The sequence below is a fragment of the Bacteroides nordii genome (assembly GCF_019930665.1).
Taxonomy (GTDB): domain Bacteria; phylum Bacteroidota; class Bacteroidia; order Bacteroidales; family Bacteroidaceae; genus Bacteroides; species Bacteroides nordii.
On record NZ_CP082886.1, the window covers coordinates 2962472 to 2983412 of the forward strand.

General features: G+C 38.0%; 13 protein-coding genes. 2 read left to right on the forward strand and 11 right to left on the reverse strand.

The window, feature by feature from the left end:
• Positions 1 to 227: 227 nt before the first annotated feature.
• From K8P02_RS11895 to K8P02_RS11935, 9 genes are all read right to left on the reverse strand, one after another.
• Entirely contained in the window at positions 228 to 1370 is a 1143-nt protein-coding gene (locus K8P02_RS11895) for an OmpA family protein (protein WP_025867387.1), read from the reverse strand.
• An 836-nt stretch (positions 1371 to 2206) separates the two neighbouring features.
• Positions 2207 to 2542 carry a hypothetical protein gene (locus tag K8P02_RS11900; RefSeq protein WP_155921450.1) on the reverse strand — a complete coding sequence of 112 codons (336 nt, stop codon included), beginning with the start codon at positions 2540 to 2542 and terminating at the stop codon, positions 2207 to 2209.
• Positions 2543 to 2550: 8 nt separating this feature from the next.
• Positions 2551 to 3090 carry a hypothetical protein gene (locus tag K8P02_RS11905; protein ID WP_025867385.1) on the reverse strand — a complete coding sequence of 180 codons (540 nt, stop codon included), beginning with the start codon at positions 3088 to 3090 and terminating at the stop codon, positions 2551 to 2553.
• A complete protein-coding gene (locus tag K8P02_RS11910) occupies positions 3087 to 3302 on the reverse strand; it encodes a hypothetical protein (RefSeq protein ID WP_025867384.1) in 216 nt (71 codons plus the stop codon). Before K8P02_RS11910 ends, K8P02_RS11905 begins: the two co-directional genes overlap by 4 nt.
• A gap of 108 nt (positions 3303 to 3410) precedes the next feature.
• Complete coding sequence (locus tag K8P02_RS11915) at positions 3411 to 4199, reverse strand: hypothetical protein (RefSeq protein ID WP_122200746.1); 789 nt, start codon at positions 4197 to 4199, stop codon at positions 3411 to 3413.
• Complete coding sequence (locus K8P02_RS11920) at positions 4156 to 7506, reverse strand: DUF6443 domain-containing protein (RefSeq protein ID WP_025867382.1); 3351 nt, start codon at positions 7504 to 7506, stop codon at positions 4156 to 4158. The genes K8P02_RS11915 and K8P02_RS11920 overlap by 44 nt, the downstream gene beginning before the upstream one ends.
• A 3-nt stretch (positions 7507 to 7509) precedes the next feature.
• Positions 7510 to 8688 (reverse strand): T9SS type A sorting domain-containing protein, encoded by a 1179-nt coding sequence (locus K8P02_RS11925; RefSeq protein WP_025867381.1) that lies wholly within the window; start codon positions 8686 to 8688, stop codon positions 7510 to 7512.
• Entirely contained in the window at positions 8672 to 11632 is a 2961-nt protein-coding gene (locus K8P02_RS11930; protein ID WP_223381312.1) for a hypothetical protein, read from the reverse strand. The genes K8P02_RS11925 and K8P02_RS11930 overlap by 17 nt, the downstream gene beginning before the upstream one ends.
• 30 nt (positions 11633 to 11662) lie before the next feature.
• A complete protein-coding gene (locus K8P02_RS11935; protein ID WP_223381313.1) occupies positions 11663 to 13207 on the reverse strand; it encodes a sulfatase family protein in 1545 nt (514 codons plus the stop codon).
• Between the two features lie 224 nt (positions 13208 to 13431).
• Here K8P02_RS11935 and fsa point away from each other — a divergent pair, with 224 nt between their 5' ends.
• Together fsa and K8P02_RS11945 are read left to right on the forward strand one after the other, a co-directional pair.
• Positions 13432 to 14088 (forward strand): fructose-6-phosphate aldolase, encoded by a 657-nt coding sequence (fsa, locus tag K8P02_RS11940; RefSeq protein ID WP_002561134.1) that lies wholly within the window; start codon positions 13432 to 13434, stop codon positions 14086 to 14088.
• A gap of 61 nt (positions 14089 to 14149) precedes the next feature.
• On the forward strand, positions 14150 to 15316 hold the full coding sequence (locus K8P02_RS11945; protein ID WP_002561133.1) for a mechanosensitive ion channel family protein: 1167 nt from the start codon (positions 14150 to 14152) through the stop codon (positions 15314 to 15316).
• Here K8P02_RS11945 and K8P02_RS11950 read toward each other — a convergent pair.
• Positions 15313 to 19254 (reverse strand): response regulator, encoded by a 3942-nt coding sequence (locus K8P02_RS11950; RefSeq protein ID WP_025867377.1) that lies wholly within the window; start codon positions 19252 to 19254, stop codon positions 15313 to 15315. The genes K8P02_RS11945 and K8P02_RS11950 overlap by 4 nt on opposite strands.
• Before the next feature lie 66 nt (positions 19255 to 19320).
• Positions 19321 to 20772, reverse strand: coding sequence for an arylsulfatase (locus K8P02_RS11955; protein ID WP_122200752.1), 1452 nt, complete (start codon positions 20770 to 20772; stop codon positions 19321 to 19323).
• Positions 20773 to 20941 lie beyond the last annotated feature (169 nt).

The following is a 20941-nucleotide window of genomic DNA, read 5'->3' on the forward strand; positions in this document are numbered from 1 at the left end:
TATCCCGATATCATAAGAGAGATATGACACCGGGATAAGTAGAATATATATTCAAATGGAATCAAAATATACGAAACAAGATGCATATTTTTTCATTCTTTTGCATGATTAATTTTCTTGTTGCATCTATTTTCGTTATTCACCTATCAGGAGAATAGATAGATTCCGAGCAAAATAATAGTATATCTAAAGTTTATACAGCTTTATGTAATCTTCCTTTTCAGAGATTATTTCGATTCATCAATCGTACAGATACTTACGCGATTCCAGTCCGGTTCTGAGAACATATCACCAATCCCCTGACCTTCGGCCGTAATTCGTGCAGCATCAATCTTATACTTTTTCACCAGAATAGTCTTAATAGCTTCGGCACGTGCTTTTGCCAGTTTCTCATTGAATGCCAGATTTCCCTCAGGAGATGCATATCCTTTGATAACGACAGTTGTATTCACATGCTTATTCATATAAGAAGCTACTCGTTCTACATTGGGTAACTGCGATGCATCAACGACTGATTTACCCTGTCGGAAAGTAATGATAGATTCAGGAATCCGGTTGGTCTTTACAACCGTTTCAACAGGAACAACCTTATTGCGACATTCATTCAGCTCACTTTGTAACTCGTTGACTTGCTGGTTGGCATTAATTAATTGATTATCCTTGTTGTTTACCTGCGAACGGAGATCATTAACAGCAGAATTCAGGTTAGCTATTTCAACGGGGTCATAAGGTTTGACATTCGTAAAATGATGTGTCCCGTTACTTGTCATAAAGTGATAAGTAATTCCAGCTGTCAGTTCGAAAGCAGCGTTATTTACGTTGAAACGGCTCTTTGCCGCATTAAAATCGCCTTCCATATCATACACAATAGCTGGTCTTACTCCTAATGTCCATGCCTTAGTCTCTCCTAAATTGAAGTTTAAATTCATGCCGAAACGAGTTGACCAGGAATTCTGATCTCCAGGACCGTTCATATAATAATGTAGCCAGCCCATACCAGCCAAAGCTTCAATCTCAAATAAACGGGGAGTTCCCTGGTATCCTCCAAACAAATTCATCAAATTGACTTTACCTAACAAGCTGACATCAGAAGCATCGAATGCTGTCTTACTTTGGGTCGTATTCACATATCCCATACCCTGAATACCCAAACCAAAAACAGGGGTAAGTTGCTTAGTTATTCCAAATCCGAAAGCTGGACGAGCATCTTTAAAGAATGAACTATGAGTCAGAGGGGTCACAGCACCAGCATTAATTCCTATAGACCAGTTATCACCAAATTTAGTTCCCTGAAGAGCAGTCTCGCCTGTCTGAGCATTTGCTGTAAATGCTCCCAGTGCAAAAGCAGATACAATAATAAATTTTTTCATAATTAAAATGAGTTAAGTTGGTTATTAAATAAACATATCATACATTTCATGTTGAAAGTTTATTTATGAAAGTAAAGTCCATATATTTATAATTCATGTATCCCAAACATTATCAAGCAGATACATTGTTTCAAATTAAGAGACTAAACTTTCTATTTAATTCAATATTTAAAACAATATTCAATATCGTTTTCATATTAAAGAACATAATATATTTAATTTTAGTTCGGGGTATTAAAATAAAATTAACAACTATTTTGTTTTAAGAAGATACAGAATCAACCTTCTGTACTGCAAGAATACTTATTTCTACTTGTATTTAATCATGGTTTGTGATGAATCAACTATCTATCAAACACTGGTTAAAGTTATAGTTCTTTAATAAATTATCGGTTAAAATAAAACACATTATTAACACTCGATATTAACAATTGCTTTTGTTATGCAAGAATGTACACTTTTGCTACACAAACTTGTACACTTTCACATAGCAAAAGTGTCCAGTTAACACAATAAAAAGTGTACACTCTTGAATCCAATGAAACAGCGCCTTTATTTCAGCTGATAATCAATAAATTAGACTAGCCACAACATTCAAATATCACTTTATATCTTATTTATATAAAAATTCATACTTACTTTTTTAGCAACTAAGTTACTTCTCTAATTATTTTCAACAATAATCTAATAACGATACATTGAAACAAAATTTTAGAAAAAATAAAAAGGCTCCCAACATATGGAAGCCTTTTTATTAAAGATGGAACTCAATAGCAATATCAAGATTAAATACAAACTGTTTCTCATAAGTATATCCTATCAAATAAATTCACTTTTTACATTAAACCAAGGGGTGATGACGCAAACAAAACATTTATTCCTGAAGGAGAATCTATAGGATATTCTATATAAACCCATCTGAGTCCGTGCATCTTTTTAAGTTCTTTATCGGCATGAAGGAAGTTATCTTCTTCCATAGGTATATCTGAAAAAGGAATACCATAAGGATAGTAATCAGCATATTGAATGACACCACGGGTTTCACTCAGAATAACACGATTATTGCCAATATGATCTTGAATATAATAACAATATTCACCATTATCTGTAGAGGGATTATAGTTGATATAACCACCATCAACACGAATTTTCATCAGGAATATTATTCTCATAAATCAGATTATTGCAGTACGGGTCCAATTGCCTCATAAAGCATTTCATAACAAAACGCTTTTCTTATCGTTCCATCTTTTCTGAAAAAGAATATATAGCTAAAAGTATTTCCCATACCTAAAGAAATAGCCGAATCAAAATCAATACTTCTTTTGATATAACGACTACAAATAACCAAATCCACTCTCAATATACTTCCTTGCATTTTTGAAAAATAAATAATTGCTTTTGCTTTTACAGGCTTAGCAAATAATTTGTCGAGTGTTTTGCTATAAAAATCACTATACCCCTTTTCTACAGACTTTTTATCATCTAAATCTTGTAACTCCTTTTTTAAATCAGGAAAAGAGTCCAGTTCACTAACAACATAAAAACCTAAATCAATAATATGATTCGAAACACAGACTAAACACTTTTCCGGCATTGCCTTTTTTATATAATTGTATGCATTTTCATACACTATGGCAGATATACGACATGAGTCTTGACAATGTATATCCAATATACAAGATAAAAGTACAGAAATAGCAATAATTATTTTTTTCATAATCCTGTTTTTATATATTTATAATTTAAAGGAAAAGGCATAATTCCATTTTTGAGATTAGATTGAGAACGAACATCAAAAGGAATAAAAACAGCAGGAGGAATAAAAGTAGCAGTATAATCAAGCCGCTGACCATAATTTCCTCCATTAGCATCCCTATACCTCATCGGATTGGGAAATCTTTGATCCAATTGCCTCATAAAGTATTTCATAAAAAAAAAATTTTCTGATCATTCTATCCCGTCTGAAAAAAGAATATATAACTAAAAATATTTCCCAGACCTAAAGAGATAACCGAATTCCAGGTAAATTTTCTAAATTCAGTTATCGTCATCCGATTCCATTTCTCTATTGTTATAATCAATACGAGGATATATTTCATAAAACTCCTGGTCATCACTCCATAAAAAGAATATTTGAAAAGGATCGTTTTTGTACACTTCAATGGTATCCTGAGGATATACAACCTCATTCTTTTTTAACTCATTCCGTGGCATGTTAAACCACCGTTCATAATCCGAAACAACTGGAACATAAATAATACGCGCCTGACGTAAGTATTCATATATATATTCCTTTGTGTTAGTACCCGGACGAGAAAAACGACAGAGAAAATCCCTAAAAACAGAAGTACGTTTATATGAACTACGATACTCAATACCACCCCACAACATTGGTTCTTCACCATCAGGAAAAGGTACGATATTATAATAATCTGTAAACAAAGGAATAACATCCTCTCCATTTATCATAAAGAAACGACCTATAACTCCATAATTATAATCTTTGTAATAATATTTTTCATACTTCCAATAATAGCCCTTGGTATTAGTTCCGAACAATAATTTTTTGTCTGTATGATTCTGAACAAAGAATGCAAAACTTATCAAATAAGGAACAGTATCTTTATCTGCAACGCCTTTATAAGGGTTGTGACGATTTAAACTTCGCGTAACGGAAGCAAATTCCAATTTTATTGAAATACCTCCATGTTGGGCAAAAGCATTAATACCGGTAAACCAAACAAGAACCGGAAAAAGGAGATAGCACTTATTATTACTAAGTTTAATACCCTTGACTTTTTTTATAAAATTCATTATATCTTCCATATATTTCTTTTTTTTGATCTTGAGGTAATTTTCGGTAAGATGGGTGTTTCATTTGAGCTTGATAACATCGCCAATGATCTTTGTCTCCTTTCCAACCTTTTATACCATGTCCGTAATATTCGTGTATACCTAACTGATTCCATATACTTTCGACTGTGTATAGATCTGTTACATATGACCTTACTGACACAGTTACCTTTATCTCTTCACCAACATCAATTTCTGTATATTTAGCTTGACGACGATCTGGATAAGGATCATTATATCCTTTTCCATAAGTATCATTACCCCTAGTTACAGGTTTCTCCAATACTGAAATCTCCCCATTATAAAGCCGAGACATATCTAAATTAGGATCTGAAGATTTTTTTAAAACATCCGTATAAATATGGGATTCAGCCGCAACCGTAAGAGAAACAGATCTCACAAATGTGGTATTTTTATCCGCTTGAATGGCTTTTGAGTTTATTATATTATCCTTTGAATACTTATCGACAGTCTTAGAATCTGTAATATAAATATTACCAGAAAAACCATTTTCGTCTACACCCAGAAAATTTCCATCAATATCATAATACGGAGAAGCAAGTTCACCGGTTGGATCTCCATACTTCATAGGATTCTCAGCACAGTATGAATATGGATTTTTATCATAAAATTGCTCGCAAAGCGGGTCCATCGTCGTAAAACGGCATAAAATCGGATCGTACCAACGCTTGCCATTATCATACCAATAAAGCCCATGCATCTTTTCAAGTTCTTTACCGGCATGGAGGAAATTATCTTCTTCCATAGGTATCTCTGAAAAAGGAATACCATAAGGATAGTAATCAGCATATTGAATGACACCACGGGCAGCACTCAGAACGACACGATTATTACCCATCCGGTCTTTGATATAATAGCAGTACTCACCACCGCCGGTGGAAGCATTATAGTTGATATAACCGCCATCAATACGAATTTTCTTTAATACCCCATCTTCATAAATAAAATTACCACAATAATCCGTATGATGCTGAACCAGTAGAGAGCCAGAACCGGTAAGAGAAGGTGCACCAATCGGAACTAAGATTTGATTGGAAACCGTTTTATAATCGGCACGATGTTTCACACCGTCAGCATCATAAGTGAAGCGAATGTCACTACCATTCTCAAAGGTAATGCGATTGGGCAGATTAAGAATATTGTAATCAATCTCCGTAATACCGCGATTTAGTTCTTTAGAAAGATTCCCATTGGCATCATAAAAAAAAGTAGGAGTACCATCAGGATATTTCGTAACAAACTGAATAGGTAAAGAAGACACATCATCATCCCCGTCTTCATGAATGGATTCCAAACGATTGGATGAAGATTCCAAATAAGCGTAATCTTCACTATTATTCTTATAATATCTCAATAAGCGAAGATAGGGAGATGAACCGCCCTCTTCTTTTAATTGATTGGTTGCACTGAAACCACTACCATCAAATGTTACAGAAGTCGCACCGACTAATTCATCTTGTTCACCATAACTATAATGTTGATGAATGGTTTCAGATTCTTTTAATGCATGACTGACAGGATCTATATAACTTGTAGAGTAACTCACTCCACTAGGATTACCATTGTAAGGCTCATGTAAAATTCTGCCTAACCATTTACCATAATGCACAGACTCACGATAATAAATAGAAGAAATACCTGTTTGCCAGCTACGAATATTATATGAATAATTGATATCGGACAGATTATAAAAAAGCCCGGAAGAAATTAAACGCCCCAAATTATCATAACTGTAATGACCGATATATACTGTGGAACGATCGTTCAAAGAATGGGTAGCATTAATTAAACGCCCTCTATGATCATATTCATAAGAATAACGTTCGGTTAATAATGATATCTGACTACTGGAATGTTCATGCAAAATCTCAAGAGGTTCTCCTGAGAAATCATAAGAAGTATAAAAATGATCATAACCACCAATCAGATTGTTGCCACGTTGTTGAATCAAATGACCTTTAATATCATAATAATAAGCAGTGTAAAGTAATGTAGTGATACTATTATCGAAAGTTTTGACAGCACTTCCTGTATGAGCTCCAGTCAAAATGGGATAATGAGTAGAAAGGAAACCGCTTCTAACTTGATAATCGAGTATGGAACCAAAGCTCGTCAACGCCTTAAAACCATAATCGTCGTAATAGTCTGCTTTCAATACAGTTAGATTGGTAGTAGGCAAAGTTTCGTTACTATATCCCCAACAATTGGCTTGAGAAACTCCGACAAAATATTCGCGAACAAGGATATTACAATATTCATCTTGTAACTGTGAATGGTTCTTATTTTGTAAAATAACCGTACCCGACAATACAGGGCGGGAATAAATATCGTACTTGGTAAAGCTCCACTCGGCATGAGGACGTTGATTGGGAGTCTGTACAAGAATCAAACGGTCAGCACGATCATAAACATAATAGATGGGAGCAATACCTGGCAGTTTTTTAGTCAGACAATTTCCGCGCTTATCATATGTGTAAACAAAAGCTAAATTATATAAATCGCTACCCGGGGTAACTTCATAAAAACCGTCTGCCTTGAGCTGAAGACGGGGAGGAAGTACATAGCGCAAATGTCCGAGGTTATCATAAACATAATCTACATTTTTATATCGGATACGTTTGCCTTCTGTATCGGTAAATTCATAAACGGTAATGCCGTCTTCGTCCTTAGTTACATTTACATACAAGGTCCCAATCGGATAATTGCCGCTCTTCTTCAGTTTACCACCTTCTACCGTATAATAAGGGACAGACAAAATACCGGTCGTAGTATTAGTAAGATAGTCAAGACGAACCGACTTATCGTTGACATGCCAAGAAGCCCCCGGACCAGTTTTCTTCAAAATACGCTTCAAAGGTGAAGAGTCATAAGCAATCTGCGTATAAGCATAGGCATCCCCATCATAAAAAGAGACGGATTGAGACTTCACGTAGGAAGGATCCCTATAAGCAGCAGTTAAGCCATCCGATATCGGAACAGGAAGCCATTCTTTGGAAACTCGTCCGATAGAATCATATTCAATCATGGTAACAAGATTTGTTGCCTGAGGAGTAATCCCTTCATATATGGTTTGTATCGGACGCCCCAACCCATCAAAATAATTCGTAACAGCCGGAACATATTCCGGAGAAATAGTAGTGGCATCCGCCACTGTCACACGAGGAGTAAAAGTCCGGATATAATTCTGCATATGTGACTGAGCATTGGTTATAAGTAACGCAAAGCCAATGAACAAAATAAATATTAAACAGCGTTTCATAGATTACTCTTTTATTATTTTTTCGACATATGTTTTATTAGCTACAATCAGCCGAAGAAGATAATTACCTTTTGGATAAAAACTCATCGGAAACACTTCAATATGTACTCCAAAATCTTGCATATTCCAAGCTCTCTGTTCCAGTAAACACCCGCTTAAATTAAACAGGCAGATGGAGACAGGAGCCTTTCCCGACATATAATACTCCAATTTCAATCCATCCTCTACCGGATTCGGATAGAAATTATAATAAACAGACAGTTCAGTCGACATTTTGTTCTCATCTTCTTTCAGCGGAAAATTTTGATTGTTTGCAATGAGGCTCTGTTCCTTCAAATTCATCTGTAACTGCCGGTTTAGTGTATCACGGTCTAAGTAAGAATGTTCTTCGGGCGGGTAATAAAAGGCCGTAGTATAGTAAGCAATAGGAACTCCGGATCGGATAGTTTCGCATTGAACCGTTTCAAATACCGGATAACGGTATCCTTCAGCATACCACCGATAATTCCTAACTCTAAGTACAACCGTATCATTCTGAAGATGCGAAAGTATACGTTCTCTATTCAACACAGCTGAATCGGCATGTATCCGTAAAAGAATAGAATCACTGTTCGATACTTGTTTATAGATTTCTTTCCGGAAACAAATACGCATCACATTCTTCAAGGTATCATTATCAGGTAATAACATTGTACCCCAGGCATCTGCTATGACTTCACTTTTTCCCTGCGAAACAAATGCAAGTTTATCACTATATTTACCCTCACCATAAAAGACATTCTCTATGGAATCAAGATACTGAAAAGGATACCTAAATTCCAGTCCCGGAAGTATAGCTTTAAAAGAAGTAGTCCGATTCCGATAAGCCGCCAAGAATAAGGAATCGCCCGTATTCAAGATATAATTATAGACCGTCTGATGTTCCATTCCTGAAACAAACCGATCATCACCTTTGTAACACACTCGATAGGGAACCTTTGAATTCTGTAACTTACTAAAATTCCAAAATACATCAGAACCGCTACGACCTGGGTTTATATAAGCTACTTCTTGCTTTATGATAGTATCATTGGCACGTATGCAAACATACTCTTTCAGCAAAGGATATTGTGCATAACAAAAACATATATTTCCGATAATAATCAGAAAAAATAGAAAACATTTTTTATTGTTTATATCCATATTGATACTGCGTTAATACATTTCCCGAATGATCTTTTATTTTCTTTAGTCGGTTGCATTCATCATATTCGTAAGAAACAGAAGTTTCGTCCGGACTTACACACTGCTTGAGTCCTATCAGATTATCATAAACATAAAGAGTAACCCTGGCACCAGGTAAAGCCGCCGGAAGTTTCTTTAGTTGCTTGATATAATCATCTGTTAAATCACCATCGCAAATCATTTCGATATCAGGAAACACCTTTTCAACCTCATTCCTTGTGGCATTCTCAATCGTTGCTACCAATGAACTATAATTATAGCTCCAAATATATACTTTATGTACTCCTTTCCAATCAATCGTTTCTGACGGAAGTACCACTTCTATTCTGTTATAATAAGAGATTTGAAGTTCAGGACTTACCGAATAGTGCACATCCCGACTCTCTCCGGTTGTAGTATTGAAAGCTGTAAAATTGGATAACGGACTATCTATTTCCAAAGAATAAACTGCTGCCGGAAAAGCCATATCATTGTACAGAGTCAGCTGGCTACTAATAACTTTTTCGACACCATCTTCTTTCACATATCTTGTTTCTTCAACCGGCTTGTTCACAATATGGCGGCTGTTCATATCTACATAGACTCCTTTATTCAAATCTCCGGAATAAAGAGAACGAGTAATTATCTCTTTGCTGTTTGCCGTTTTCTCTATTATCTGATTTACACAATAATTCTTATCACTGTATGCATAAGATAAAGAAGTTGTTACAGCTACATCATCAAAATAAGATGTTTGAGTCTTCACTGTAAGTCTGGGATGATAAGGGAAAACCGTATAACAATACATTATGCCATCATTATACTTCATAGCCCGTTGATTAGGACGCAATTCATCTGGTATTGATTCATATTGATATAATGTATTCTGCACTAATATCCCATCATCAAGTAGTTCACTTCTCAATAACAGCCCGTTCTTTCCATATTCATCACGAGTATACAAAACACCTTCAGGAATCTCTCTATTACTATAAAAATGATCGACTGTTGAAGATGTTTTACCACCATCTATAATGGTTTCAGTCACTTTCGTGTATCCTACACAATTTCCAAATGTATTACCCTGAAGCTGGGTTGCGCTTCGGGAAGTGTAAACAACCCGGGGAGCTTCTCCTGCAGTTGATAATCTGTAAGCATATACCGGCCCTACTAAAAGCACTCCACTACTCTTCTCGCCATCATTATAACTAAAAATACGTTCCTGAGCATCTGTTTTTATTTTAGCTATGCGAACACCACCACCTTTTTTCTCCAACCCCATCTGTAAATAACTCATATAAGTATTTGGCTCAAAAGTAAACTCAGCATATCCTCCTGTGGGATAAACCATTTTATTCAGCATACCCGTGGTGAGATATTCCGGATTACATCTGAAATTTCTACCAGAAACAGCTATCCCCCCCCCTCTGGGTGGGTATTCCCAATCGAAATAACGGAACTGACCATCAAATACTATCTCCGGGTATAAGTTTTGATTAGGAAATGGAGAACTACTACCGTTGTAATATCCCCACACATCAAAACACAGAGATGTCTGGAGAGGTAAGGTATACCTATTATCATAATAAAAACGATAAGGAGGTAAAGAGGCTTTTTCATAAGATTCAGAAAGTGAATCCAACTGTAGTCGTCTTGCCGAATACGAATAATAAAAGTCGTATTTTTTGACTTGCTTATTTCTGTTATTCCGAATCTCTATATTTGTCAAGCATACCGGTTTATCTTTAGCAACATATGGTAAACCATAATCAGTACGAGGAGCATGAGTGAAATTTATTTTATTACCATTCCAACTTATACTCTTCAGATAAGGCTCGGTATAAGCAAAACTTCCATGAACATCTATTACATTATTAAACGGAGACAATTCAGGTAATGCATATAGTCCACCACATTTTGAAGAAGGAATTTCACTCTGAGACAAACTTTTATTTACACTAGGACTATAAAGCGGCATATTACTTAACTGATCGGTATAAAGGGTTTGTGTACGATACACATTTCGTTCAATATTCTTCTTGACAACATATTCAAAAGAAACATAATTGCCATTAGCAAGCTCTATATCGGTCAAATACCACGTCACGATACAACTCTCTCCTGCCCGTTCTCCGGCATCATATATATGTGTTGTACCAGAATAAGAAGCTGATTTTTCAGTTTGTGTAAAATAAAATTTATCCCCAGTTGGAAGTACCACTATTATATTGATATCCACCCCATTATTACTGTCTTCAAAATAGATATTCAAATTGTCTTCCGGTTTTTCCAAAATAGCAGAATTAGCATTCTCTTTCATCACAAACCGCCCATTATATCCCATAAAGTTATAACTAAAAAGATCTGGATCACAATCTATTCGTAAACGGCGTTTGGCTACATAATCCAATTTCCCTGTACAATCAATATCAGACCTTCTATCATAATCAAAATATTCCGAGCAATCACCACTTTCATTATAACAATCCAGAACACTATAAGGAACAGGCTTCCGATAATCTTCACTACTTGCAACACGATAACGATTCCAATAACCATTCACGTTTAAATCGTCTATCCCTCGAACTTCACGACTTATAGTACCTCCAGCCATTAAAGTCCAACCCAGACCAACCCAGGATGCCTCCGCCTCAACTCTTACTCCTGCCGGATGATAGCTTAGTGAAATAGGAATCTGAAGACTTCCTAAATCAATAGTATATAAAGGAATAGAAATATCAGGGATTCCCGTATATTTAGATACGGGAATCTCACCATAAACATTGAATGAAGCCGCTACCGGAGAGACCGGAGTTTTCACTGTCGGCAAATTATTCTGGGCAACAAGCTGCCCCATACCAACATATAAGAAAAGAAAAATAATACTTTTCTTCGAAATAAGGTTAACAAAAAAATGTTTCATAGGTGTGTTTTATTCAAATCAATAGCAATCTCAGTACAGCGGCAACCCATATCGCCCATCTACCACTTTTTCCAATTCAGTACTTAATTGTTGTATGCGTTTGGGCTGCTCTTTTGCCAGATTATTCTTTTCACCGACATCCTTTTTCAAATCATACAATTGTGGTTCCATACTGTTACCCAATTCGATATTCACAGTCTTATTATAAGCAGGGCCCTTACCGGGACGGACATATTTCCAACGCCCGTCTGTAATAGAAAGGTTGTTTTGTGCATTCTGCAATACCAGATAGTCACGTCCTTTCTTCTCTTTTCCCATCCAGGCAGCTTTCATTGGACGACTGTCCGGTGCTGCACCTTCGGGAAGAGACTGATTCAACATCTGGGAAAAGGTAGCAAACCAGTCAATCTGGCAAAGCAATGCATCGGATACTCCCGGCTTAATCTGTCCCGGCCATCTCCAGATACAGGGAACACGTGTTCCGGCTTCATAAATACTATATTTACCACCCCGATATTCACCTCCGGGTTTATGATCACCCAACAGTTCTACGGCCTGATCTTTATAACCGTCGTCAACCACAGGCCCATTATCACTGGAAATAATGACCAATGTGTTCTTATCCAATCCCAACTCTTCAAGAGTATTCAGGATCTCACCCACACTCCAGTCAAATTCCAATAGACAATCGCCACGAGGCCCCATGCCACTCTTACCTACGAATTGTGCTCCGGGAACACGAGGAACATGAGCATCTTGTGTGGCAAAATAAAGGAAGAAGGGAGCATTTTTGTGCTTTTCAATAAAAGATACAGCTTTTCCGGTCAGTGTTTCGGCTATTTTATCATCTTTCCAAAGTGCCGACTTTCCACCTTTCATAAACCCGATACGGGAGATTCCGTTGACAATACTCATATCATGCCCGTGCGAAGGGTGCATAACCAACAACTCCGGATTATTCTTACCGGTAGGTTCACCCGGGAAGTTCTTTTTGTAACTCACCTGGATAGGATCGGTAGGATCAAGATTGATCACCTGGTCATTTTCTACAAATACACAAGGCACACGATCACCGGTGGCAGCCATAATAAACGAATAATCAAAACCAATATCATTAGTACCCGGTTTCAAGGGTTTATTCCAATCCTGTTCGCCTCCCTTATCTCCCAGCCCAAGATGCCATTTACCTACCACTCCGGTTGCATAGCCGCTTTGCTTAAACATATCCGGCATAGTATAACGTTCCGGCCGGATAATTGAAGCAGCGTCACCATCGGCAATACCTGTTCCGGCTTTACGCCAGGCATATTCGCCCGTAAGCATAGCATAACGGGAAGGGGTACTCGTAGCCGCCGCGCTATGTGCATTGGTGAAACGCACACCTTGAGCAGCAGCACGATCTACATTAGGAGTGTGGATCGTTTTTGCACCATTACAACTGAAATCACCGAAACCAATATCATCGGCATAAATAAAAACTACATTGGGCCGCTGAGGTTCGTTATTTTGCGCAACAATCTGTTGAGCCAGACAAGGAGTTAAAACAAGAGGAAGTACAAAATATCTTTTTTCCATAATTAATTAATATTAGATTCCGAAACAAATATCGTCATTTACAAAGAGATTTACATCCTATATCAGTCAATACTTTTTGCGTGCAATGAAAAAAAAGACGTTTATGGACATATTGATAGACAAATTTGGAAACAGAAAAAGGTTGTTTTTGATAATCTTGGAAATGGATAAACAAATACTTATCTTTGGACGTTAGATAGTTAACCACTAAAACTATATAAGTTATGAAATTTTTTATAGACACAGCCAATCTGGAGCAGATACGCGAGGCATATGCACTCGGAGTGCTCGACGGAGTTACTACCAATCCTTCGCTCATGGCAAAGGAGGGAATCAAAGGTACCGAAAATCAACGTAAACATTATGTTGAAATATGCAACATTGTAGGCGGCGATGTAAGTGCAGAAGTGATAGCCACCGATTACGAAGGAATGATCCGCGAAGGTGAAGAACTTGCAGCACTCAATCCGCATATTGTAGTAAAAGTACCATGTATTGCCGAAGGTATTAAGGCTATTAAATATTTTACAGAAAAAGGTATCCGTACCAACTGTACACTGGTTTTCTCTACCGGACAGGCACTATTGGCAGCCAAAGCAGGAGCCACCTACGTATCTCCCTTTGTTGGTCGGCTGGATGATATTTGTGAAGATGGCGTAGGCTTAGTTGCCGAAATCGTACGAATGTACAGATTTTATAATTATAAAACTCAGGTACTGGCTGCCTCCATACGCAGTACAAAAAATATTATGGACTGTGTAGAGGCCGGTGCAGATGTAGCCACTTGTCCGCTAAGCGCCATCAAGGGGTTGCTTAACCATCCATTGACAGATTCCGGACTCAAAAAGTTTCTGGAGGACTATAAAAAGGTAAACGGATAAAAATCCGGGCCAAACAATTTCCTGAGTCTGCCGTTATACTTAATAAAAACAAGATATAACTATGGACTTAGGAAATTGGATGAATAAGATTCTCATCGGATGGGGAGTAGACCCAAAGATAGCTAACACTTTCGATGAGGCTATTATCGCTGTTTTAATGATTTGTATTGCTGTGGGGCTTGATTATCTCTGCCAAAGTATTTTTGTTGGCGGGATGAAGAAGTACACCAAGCACTCTCCCCATGTATGGAATACATTATTGATGAAACGCCGTGTATTCCATAATCTTATACATACCATTCCAGGCATATTGATATATGCACTGCTTCCGATGGCTTTCGTCAGAGGAAAAGAGTTACTGCTTATTTCGCAAAAAATATGTGCTATTTACATTATCATGTCTTTGTTGCTCGCTCTGAACGGAGTCCTGCTAATGATACTGGATGTATATACAGAGAAAGCGACAGCGAAAAATCGTCCGATGAAAGGCTTCATCCAGGTATTACAGGTTCTTCTCTTCTTTGTGGGTGGTATTATCATGATTGCTATCCTCGTCAATAAATCTCCTGCCAGCCTGTTTGCCGGATTAGGTGCTTCGGCAGCCATTCTGATGTTGGTGTTTAAAGATACAATTCTTGGTTTTGTAGCAGGTATTCAGCTTTCTGCCAATGATATGGTACGTTTGGGCGACTGGATCACTCTCCCTTCAGGAAATGCCAATGGAGTGGTGCAGGAAATCACATTAAATACCGTAAAAATTCAGAATTTCGACAATACCATCTCTACAGTTCCTCCATACAGCTTGGTGAGTAACCCGTTCCAAAACTGGCGTGGAATGGTAGAATCGGGGGGACGGCGTGTTATGAAGAATATCACACTCGACCTCACTACCCTGAAGTTCTGTACCCCGGAAATGCTGGATAACTTTCGGAAAGAAATTCCTTTATTGGCCGACTACCAACCGGAAGAAGGAGTAATACCTACCAATTCACAGGTTTACCGTGTTTATATAGAACGTTATCTATGCAGTCTGCCTGTAGTCAATCAGGATCTGGACCTGATCATCAGCCAGAAAGAGGCAACCGAATATGGTGTACCTATCCAGGTATATTTCTTTTCCCGCAACAAGATATGGAAAGAATATGAACGAATCCAGTCTGATATCTTCGACCATCTGCTCGCAATGGTTCCGAAGTTTGAACTCAAAGTATATCAATATTCAGATTAAGAGGTCCGCTTATGGCTCTCTTTATACTGAGTAGGCGTCTCTCCTGTGTATTGCTTGAACGCTGTACTAAAATAACGTGAAGTGGAGAACCCCGTACGCTCTGCTATCTCTGTAAAGTTGAGGTCAGTAGTAGTAATAAGCTGTATTGCCCTTTCCAATCTGAACTTATTGATGTAATCATTGGCTCCCATATCCGTCAGAGCTTTCAGCTTATTGTACAATGTAGCACGACTCATATACATCTCTTTACAAAGAAATGCAATATCCAATACTGAACTATCCAAATTTTCTACAATAATCTTATTCAGTTTCAAAAGGAAAGTTTCATCTGCCTGACTGAAAGTACTTTCCTCCGGTGCCGGCAATAACCCTGCATTGAGATAGCGTACTTTAGTTTGCTCTCTGTTGCGCAAACGACTGCGAATCAGTTCCAACAACATTTCTTCCTCAAACGGTTTGGTCAGATAACCATCTGCCCCAATCTTGTATCCGTGCAACTGACTTTGTTCGTCATCACGTGCAGTGAGCAAAATAACCGGTATATGGCTGATGTCAATATTTTCTTTTATCTGTTTACAGAGTTCATATCCGTTCATACGTGGCATCATTACATCACTGACTACAATGTCGGGCTGGTACCTCCGAACGATTTCCAAAGCCTCTACACCATCTGCAGCAGTATATACTTGTTTGAAGTGTACTTTCATGGTATCTTTCAGGAAATCAATCAAATCCTGATTATCATCTACTACAAGCAATGAATAATCCTTCGTCTGAAAAGTATTTGTTTCTGTATTTTTTTCTTCGTTATCATCCGTTATCAATTCGTTCAGATAGGCTTTGGGCTGACAAATAATCTCCTCTGATACTACCTGAAGCGGAAGTTCAAAGAAAAAAGTGGCACCAGCTGTATCATTGTCTTTGGCACCAATACTACCTCCATGCAGCTCTGCCAATATTTTGGAATAAGACAAACCAATACCCGTACCATTCCTTTCACCACTTCCCTGGTAGAATCGGGTGAAGAGTTTATGTATATTTACCTGTTTCAATCCACAACCCTGATCGGCTACGGAAACGCGAACCGACTGCTCATCCGGCAGCAGCTGCGTTTGAATCAAAATTTCACCACCCTCCGGACTATGTTTTAAGGCATTAATCAATAAATTGGTAAGAATGATCTCACATTTCTCCCTATCAAAACTAACCACTGTAATCTGTTCATCCAACTGATAGCGTATATGTACGTTCCGTGCTTCTCCTTCACTTATAAAATCGGCAGAGACCTCTAATACCCAGTCATTTAATAGCTGTGGGTAGACCTGTAACTTACTGACTCCAACCTCCATTTTTCGTAAATCCAACACCATATTAAGCAAGTCTCTCATACGCTGTGACTGCCTGTAAATTCCTTTAAGCGGAACATAATTGGAATCTGTAGGTGCCAAAGATTTCAGTATACGATTGAGTGGTGCATGTATCAATGTCAATGGTGTCCGAAGCTCATGACTAATATTAATAAGAAAACGTACTTTTTCTTCATACATTTGCTTTTCATGCTCTTTCATCGCCCACTTTAGCTTGTTTTCTTTACGGCGCATAGTGACCAGAAAGACCTGAATAATGACACCGGATACAAGTAATATACAACATAGGATAAACCACCACGTCTGATACCACGGTGGTAATATGGTCAAACTCAAAACCTGTTGTAAAGGAGTCCAATTTCCATCTTTTGTACTGCATGAAGCCATAATCCGATAATCTCCGGGAGGTAACGAACGAATGACTAACTCCGAACTATAGGAATCAATGTACTGGTTATTCAATCCGACAATCTGGTAACGATATATTTTCTGACGGAAAATATCTTTCTCACAAGACATTACACGAACCGCAATAGACTTACTGCTCCAGGATACGGAAATACCGGTGGGATTTGCACTTAACGCATCACTTACCGACTCTCCGTTAATCAGTATATCCGTCAACTGCATTTGTGGATACTCTGAACTTTCTACCGGCAAATTCTTGTCTATCCTCAACAGTCCTCTGATACCACCCATATAAATATCTCCCCGGGTAGAAATCAGTCTGGGTTTAGACAAATATTCGTTTATAAAAACTCCGTCCGACTCGCCAAACAGAATAAACCTCTTTTCATTGACAAGCCATGCAAACAACATATTGTCCGCACCTATCCATATTTTACCTCTCTGATCACACATTATGGAAGTGATCTCACCAAAAAGCGAGGTAGGTAAATGATTGTACTGACGGGTTTCCGGATTATAACTGCTCAACCCCTGGTTGCTGCCAATCCAAAAAACACCACGTTCGTCCCGTGATACGGCATTGATAAGCGTATCTCTGCCACAAGTATACACCGTATGTAACCTATTAGTAGAGTGATTTAATACGTAAATTCGCCTCAGATCACAAAAATAACTTACCTCTGCTTCATGGGCTACCGGAAGAATTGTTCCGACCAAATCATTTCCTTCCTCTTCGATAGCTGCTTCAACCTTTCCGGAAGCGATATCATACCGGTAAATATGAGAGCCAAGCAATAGCACAGAACCCGAAGATACCTGACAAACATTTACTGTCTTGCCACTATACCGGAGCAGATTGTTTATTTCTTCGTTGTCAATGACCAACGGTTTGAGAGTTCCCGTCGATTTGTTAAAGACAAACAATCCTTTGGAGAAAAGAGAAAGTAACAATTCATTAGGCGTATAGCCGGTAACAGAGGCAACCTTAGCCTTCCAGGTAGTAGGATAATGCCGGAATTTCTCTGATTCAGGATTTAATCTGTTCAGACCGCCTCCATCCGTACCAATCCATATATCATCGGATACAGAATCCTGGTATAGACTAAGAACAGCATTGTCACTTAACCCGTCATCATTCCCTGGTACTACATCCGTATAGGTTTTCATCGATATTTCACGAATATTGATCAGACCACCCCGGATACTACCTGCCCACATATTATTATTAACATCATTGTGCAGACATAAAATTGAATTTACAGGCAGGGAATAGCTATTACCGGGAATATGCTCAAGAATAGACATTTCATTTGATCCGGGATCTAATATATTGATTCCTCCACCATCGGTCCCTATCCAGATATGATCATCTCTTTCGGTCATACACAGAACCACATCATTATTGAGCTGAGAATTCTGAGTTGTATAAGAGGCCAGTAAAGTACCGTCTTTTGAGAAACACCGAATCCCATTATTATAGGGAGCCACCCAAACACGCTGCCGGGAGTCTATCATTATTTCCATAATCTCCTTACTACAATCAAAAGGAGGAGAAATTACTTGCCCGGAACGGAGATTAAGCAGTAAAACACCTTGCCAGCGACTGGCACAAAGCAGTGTTTCTGCATCCCACATACCAATAAACGAAATGGAGAATTGAGTATCGGAAGTAAAATCCTGAAGAAGAGTGAAGGAATCATCTTTATAGCTATAAAAGTAGATTTTATTCCGTGCACCAAACAAGATCCCCTGATTTATCCTACATGAAGCATTAACTATTATATTCTGATTGTTCCGGTTTTTAATAACATCAAAATCATCACTCCTGCGTCGGTAACGGGCTATCCCTTTATCTGTCATAATCCAGATATTATGCAGACTGTCCTCCATAATCTGATGAACATGATTATGAGGCAACGAATTAGGATTGTCAGGCTGATGTATATAATGTTTTAACTCATGTCCGTCGAAACGCCCCAAACCAGCTTTTGTCCCGATCCATACAAATCCTTTCTTTTCGGCATAAATACACCGAACCGTAGAGGGTAAACCCTCATTTAAGGATATCTGTTTGAAATAATAATGACTGGCTTTCAAACCATTAGAATAAAGAAACAAGCCTATTATCAAACAAAAAAGACGAAAGTTATTAGATATTTTCATAAGTAAGATTCGTATGTGATCAGGGCAAAAATAAACGTTTCTTTCTCTTCTACCAAAAAAAGAGTATTAAAAGAGTGGCCAGTTCGGATCATCCGTATGAGCTTCCAGCATGATAGCTTTCAATTCTTCTGCCTTTTCCGGATATTTATTCAGTAGATTATACTTCTCAGAAGGATCTGCCGCCAGATTATAAAGTTCATAATATGGCTTTTCACCACGGATATTCATGTGTACTAACTTCCACGAGCCTTTGCGTACCGCCTGACGCCCATTCAGTTCCTGAAACTCGAAATACAGGTATTCATGTTCTTTCTGCCCTTTTCTATTTTCAAGCAAAGGAAGCATGCTCACACCATCCATCTCTTTGACAGCAGCTTTTGGATTCAAAAGCTCTTCAAAAGTAGGCATAAGATCCCAAAAAGAACACATAAAATTTGTTTCCGTACCCGCCTGGATATGTCCCGGCCAGGAAATAATCATAGGCACACGAATTCCTCCCTCATACAAATCGCGTTTATAACCACGCCAGATACCATTACTATTAAAGAAATCCGGATCAGCTCCCCCTTCTCTATGAGGCCCGTTATCACTGGCGAAGATAATAATCGTATTATCGTATATTCCCTTATCTTTCAGCTTTTGTACCAATTGACCAACGTATACATCGAGCCGATAGACCATTGCAGCAAATGTAGCACGGGGATTGAGTTGAGTACAATACCCTCCCTTACGAAATGCTGGGCTTCCGGGTTCAAAGCCTTTGTATGGAACCTCCGGAAATTTACCACGAAATTTATTTATAATACTATCCTCGGGTACAATCAGTTCGGCATGTGGGATGATAGTAGGATAAAATAAGAAGAAAGGTTCTTCCTGCTTCCTGTTATCTAAAAAAGAAAGTGCTTTAGAATGAATCAAGTCCTGAGAATAGGTTCCTTTGCCATATTCCACTTCCAGTACATTATCTTTGAGTTCAATACGTTGATCGTTTTCCCATAAATGATCGGGATAATAACTATGAGCCAGTAACTGACAGTTATAACCATAAAAATGATCGACGCCTTGCTTATTGGGGTCACCTGTGGAACCTACGAATCCTAATCCCCACTTACCAAACGTACCGGTTTCATAACCTGCATCTTTGAACAAATGAAAAATAGTACGGGAGTCTGCCGGTAAAGGAAACTGCCCTTCGGGATTTAATTCTTTATTTCCCCGGATAGCTGTATGACCGCTATGAGTACCTGTCAACAGGCATGATCGTGAAGGAGCACTGACCGTTGTACCGGAATAACATTGCGTGAAACGCATTCCATTCTGAGCTAACAAATCGATATTGGGAGTATCAAATTTTTCTTGCCCGTAACAGCTCAGATCACCGTACCCCAGGTCATCAGCCAAAATAAAAACAACATTAGGACGTTGGGGAGTTTTTGATTTCTTTTTCTGTGCAAAGCCCGGTTGAATTCCGGAAAAACCGATAAGTAATACACTTCCGTATAAAATTCTGTTTCTCATTATGTACTAATATTTAAGATTTTCGTCACAAAGATAAGGTTTTCTTTGAAAAGGCTTTTCCATTTTTGTCTTTTGATATGTTCGAATTTGTCCAAAGTCATCCAATCCGAATTTTATTATCCGCTTTTCAAAGAAAATCCGATACTAAGAAAATAAATCACACGTTATT

What these genes read in the sequence shown, in the direction of transcription:
- K8P02_RS11895 (WP_025867387.1), bottom strand. Translation starts at nt 1,370, where the DNA reads ATGAAAAAATTTATTATTGTATCTGCTTTTGCACTGGGAGCATTTACA.
- K8P02_RS11900 (WP_155921450.1), bottom strand. Translation starts at nt 2,542, where the DNA reads ATGAGAATAATATTCCTGATGAAAATTCGTGTTGATGGTGGTTATATC.
- K8P02_RS11905 (WP_025867385.1), bottom strand. Translation starts at nt 3,090, where the DNA reads ATGAAAAAAATAATTATTGCTATTTCTGTACTTTTATCTTGTATATTG.
- K8P02_RS11910 (WP_025867384.1), bottom strand. Translation starts at nt 3,302, where the DNA reads ATGAAATACTTTATGAGGCAATTGGATCAAAGATTTCCCAATCCGATG.
- K8P02_RS11915 (WP_122200746.1), bottom strand. Translation starts at nt 4,199, where the DNA reads ATGGAAGATATAATGAATTTTATAAAAAAAGTCAAGGGTATTAAACTT.
- K8P02_RS11920 (WP_025867382.1), bottom strand. Translation starts at nt 7,506, where the DNA reads ATGAAACGCTGTTTAATATTTATTTTGTTCATTGGCTTTGCGTTACTT.
- K8P02_RS11925 (WP_025867381.1), bottom strand. Translation starts at nt 8,688, where the DNA reads ATGGATATAAACAATAAAAAATGTTTTCTATTTTTTCTGATTATTATC.
- K8P02_RS11930 (WP_223381312.1), bottom strand. Translation starts at nt 11,632, where the DNA reads ATGAAACATTTTTTTGTTAACCTTATTTCGAAGAAAAGTATTATTTTT.
- K8P02_RS11935 (WP_223381313.1), bottom strand. Translation starts at nt 13,207, where the DNA reads ATGGAAAAAAGATATTTTGTACTTCCTCTTGTTTTAACTCCTTGTCTG.
- fsa (WP_002561134.1), top strand. Translation starts at nt 13,432, where the DNA reads ATGAAATTTTTTATAGACACAGCCAATCTGGAGCAGATACGCGAGGCA.
- K8P02_RS11945 (WP_002561133.1), top strand. Translation starts at nt 14,150, where the DNA reads ATGGACTTAGGAAATTGGATGAATAAGATTCTCATCGGATGGGGAGTA.
- K8P02_RS11950 (WP_025867377.1), bottom strand. Translation starts at nt 19,254, where the DNA reads ATGAAAATATCTAATAACTTTCGTCTTTTTTGTTTGATAATAGGCTTG.
- K8P02_RS11955 (WP_122200752.1), bottom strand. Translation starts at nt 20,772, where the DNA reads ATGAGAAACAGAATTTTATACGGAAGTGTATTACTTATCGGTTTTTCC.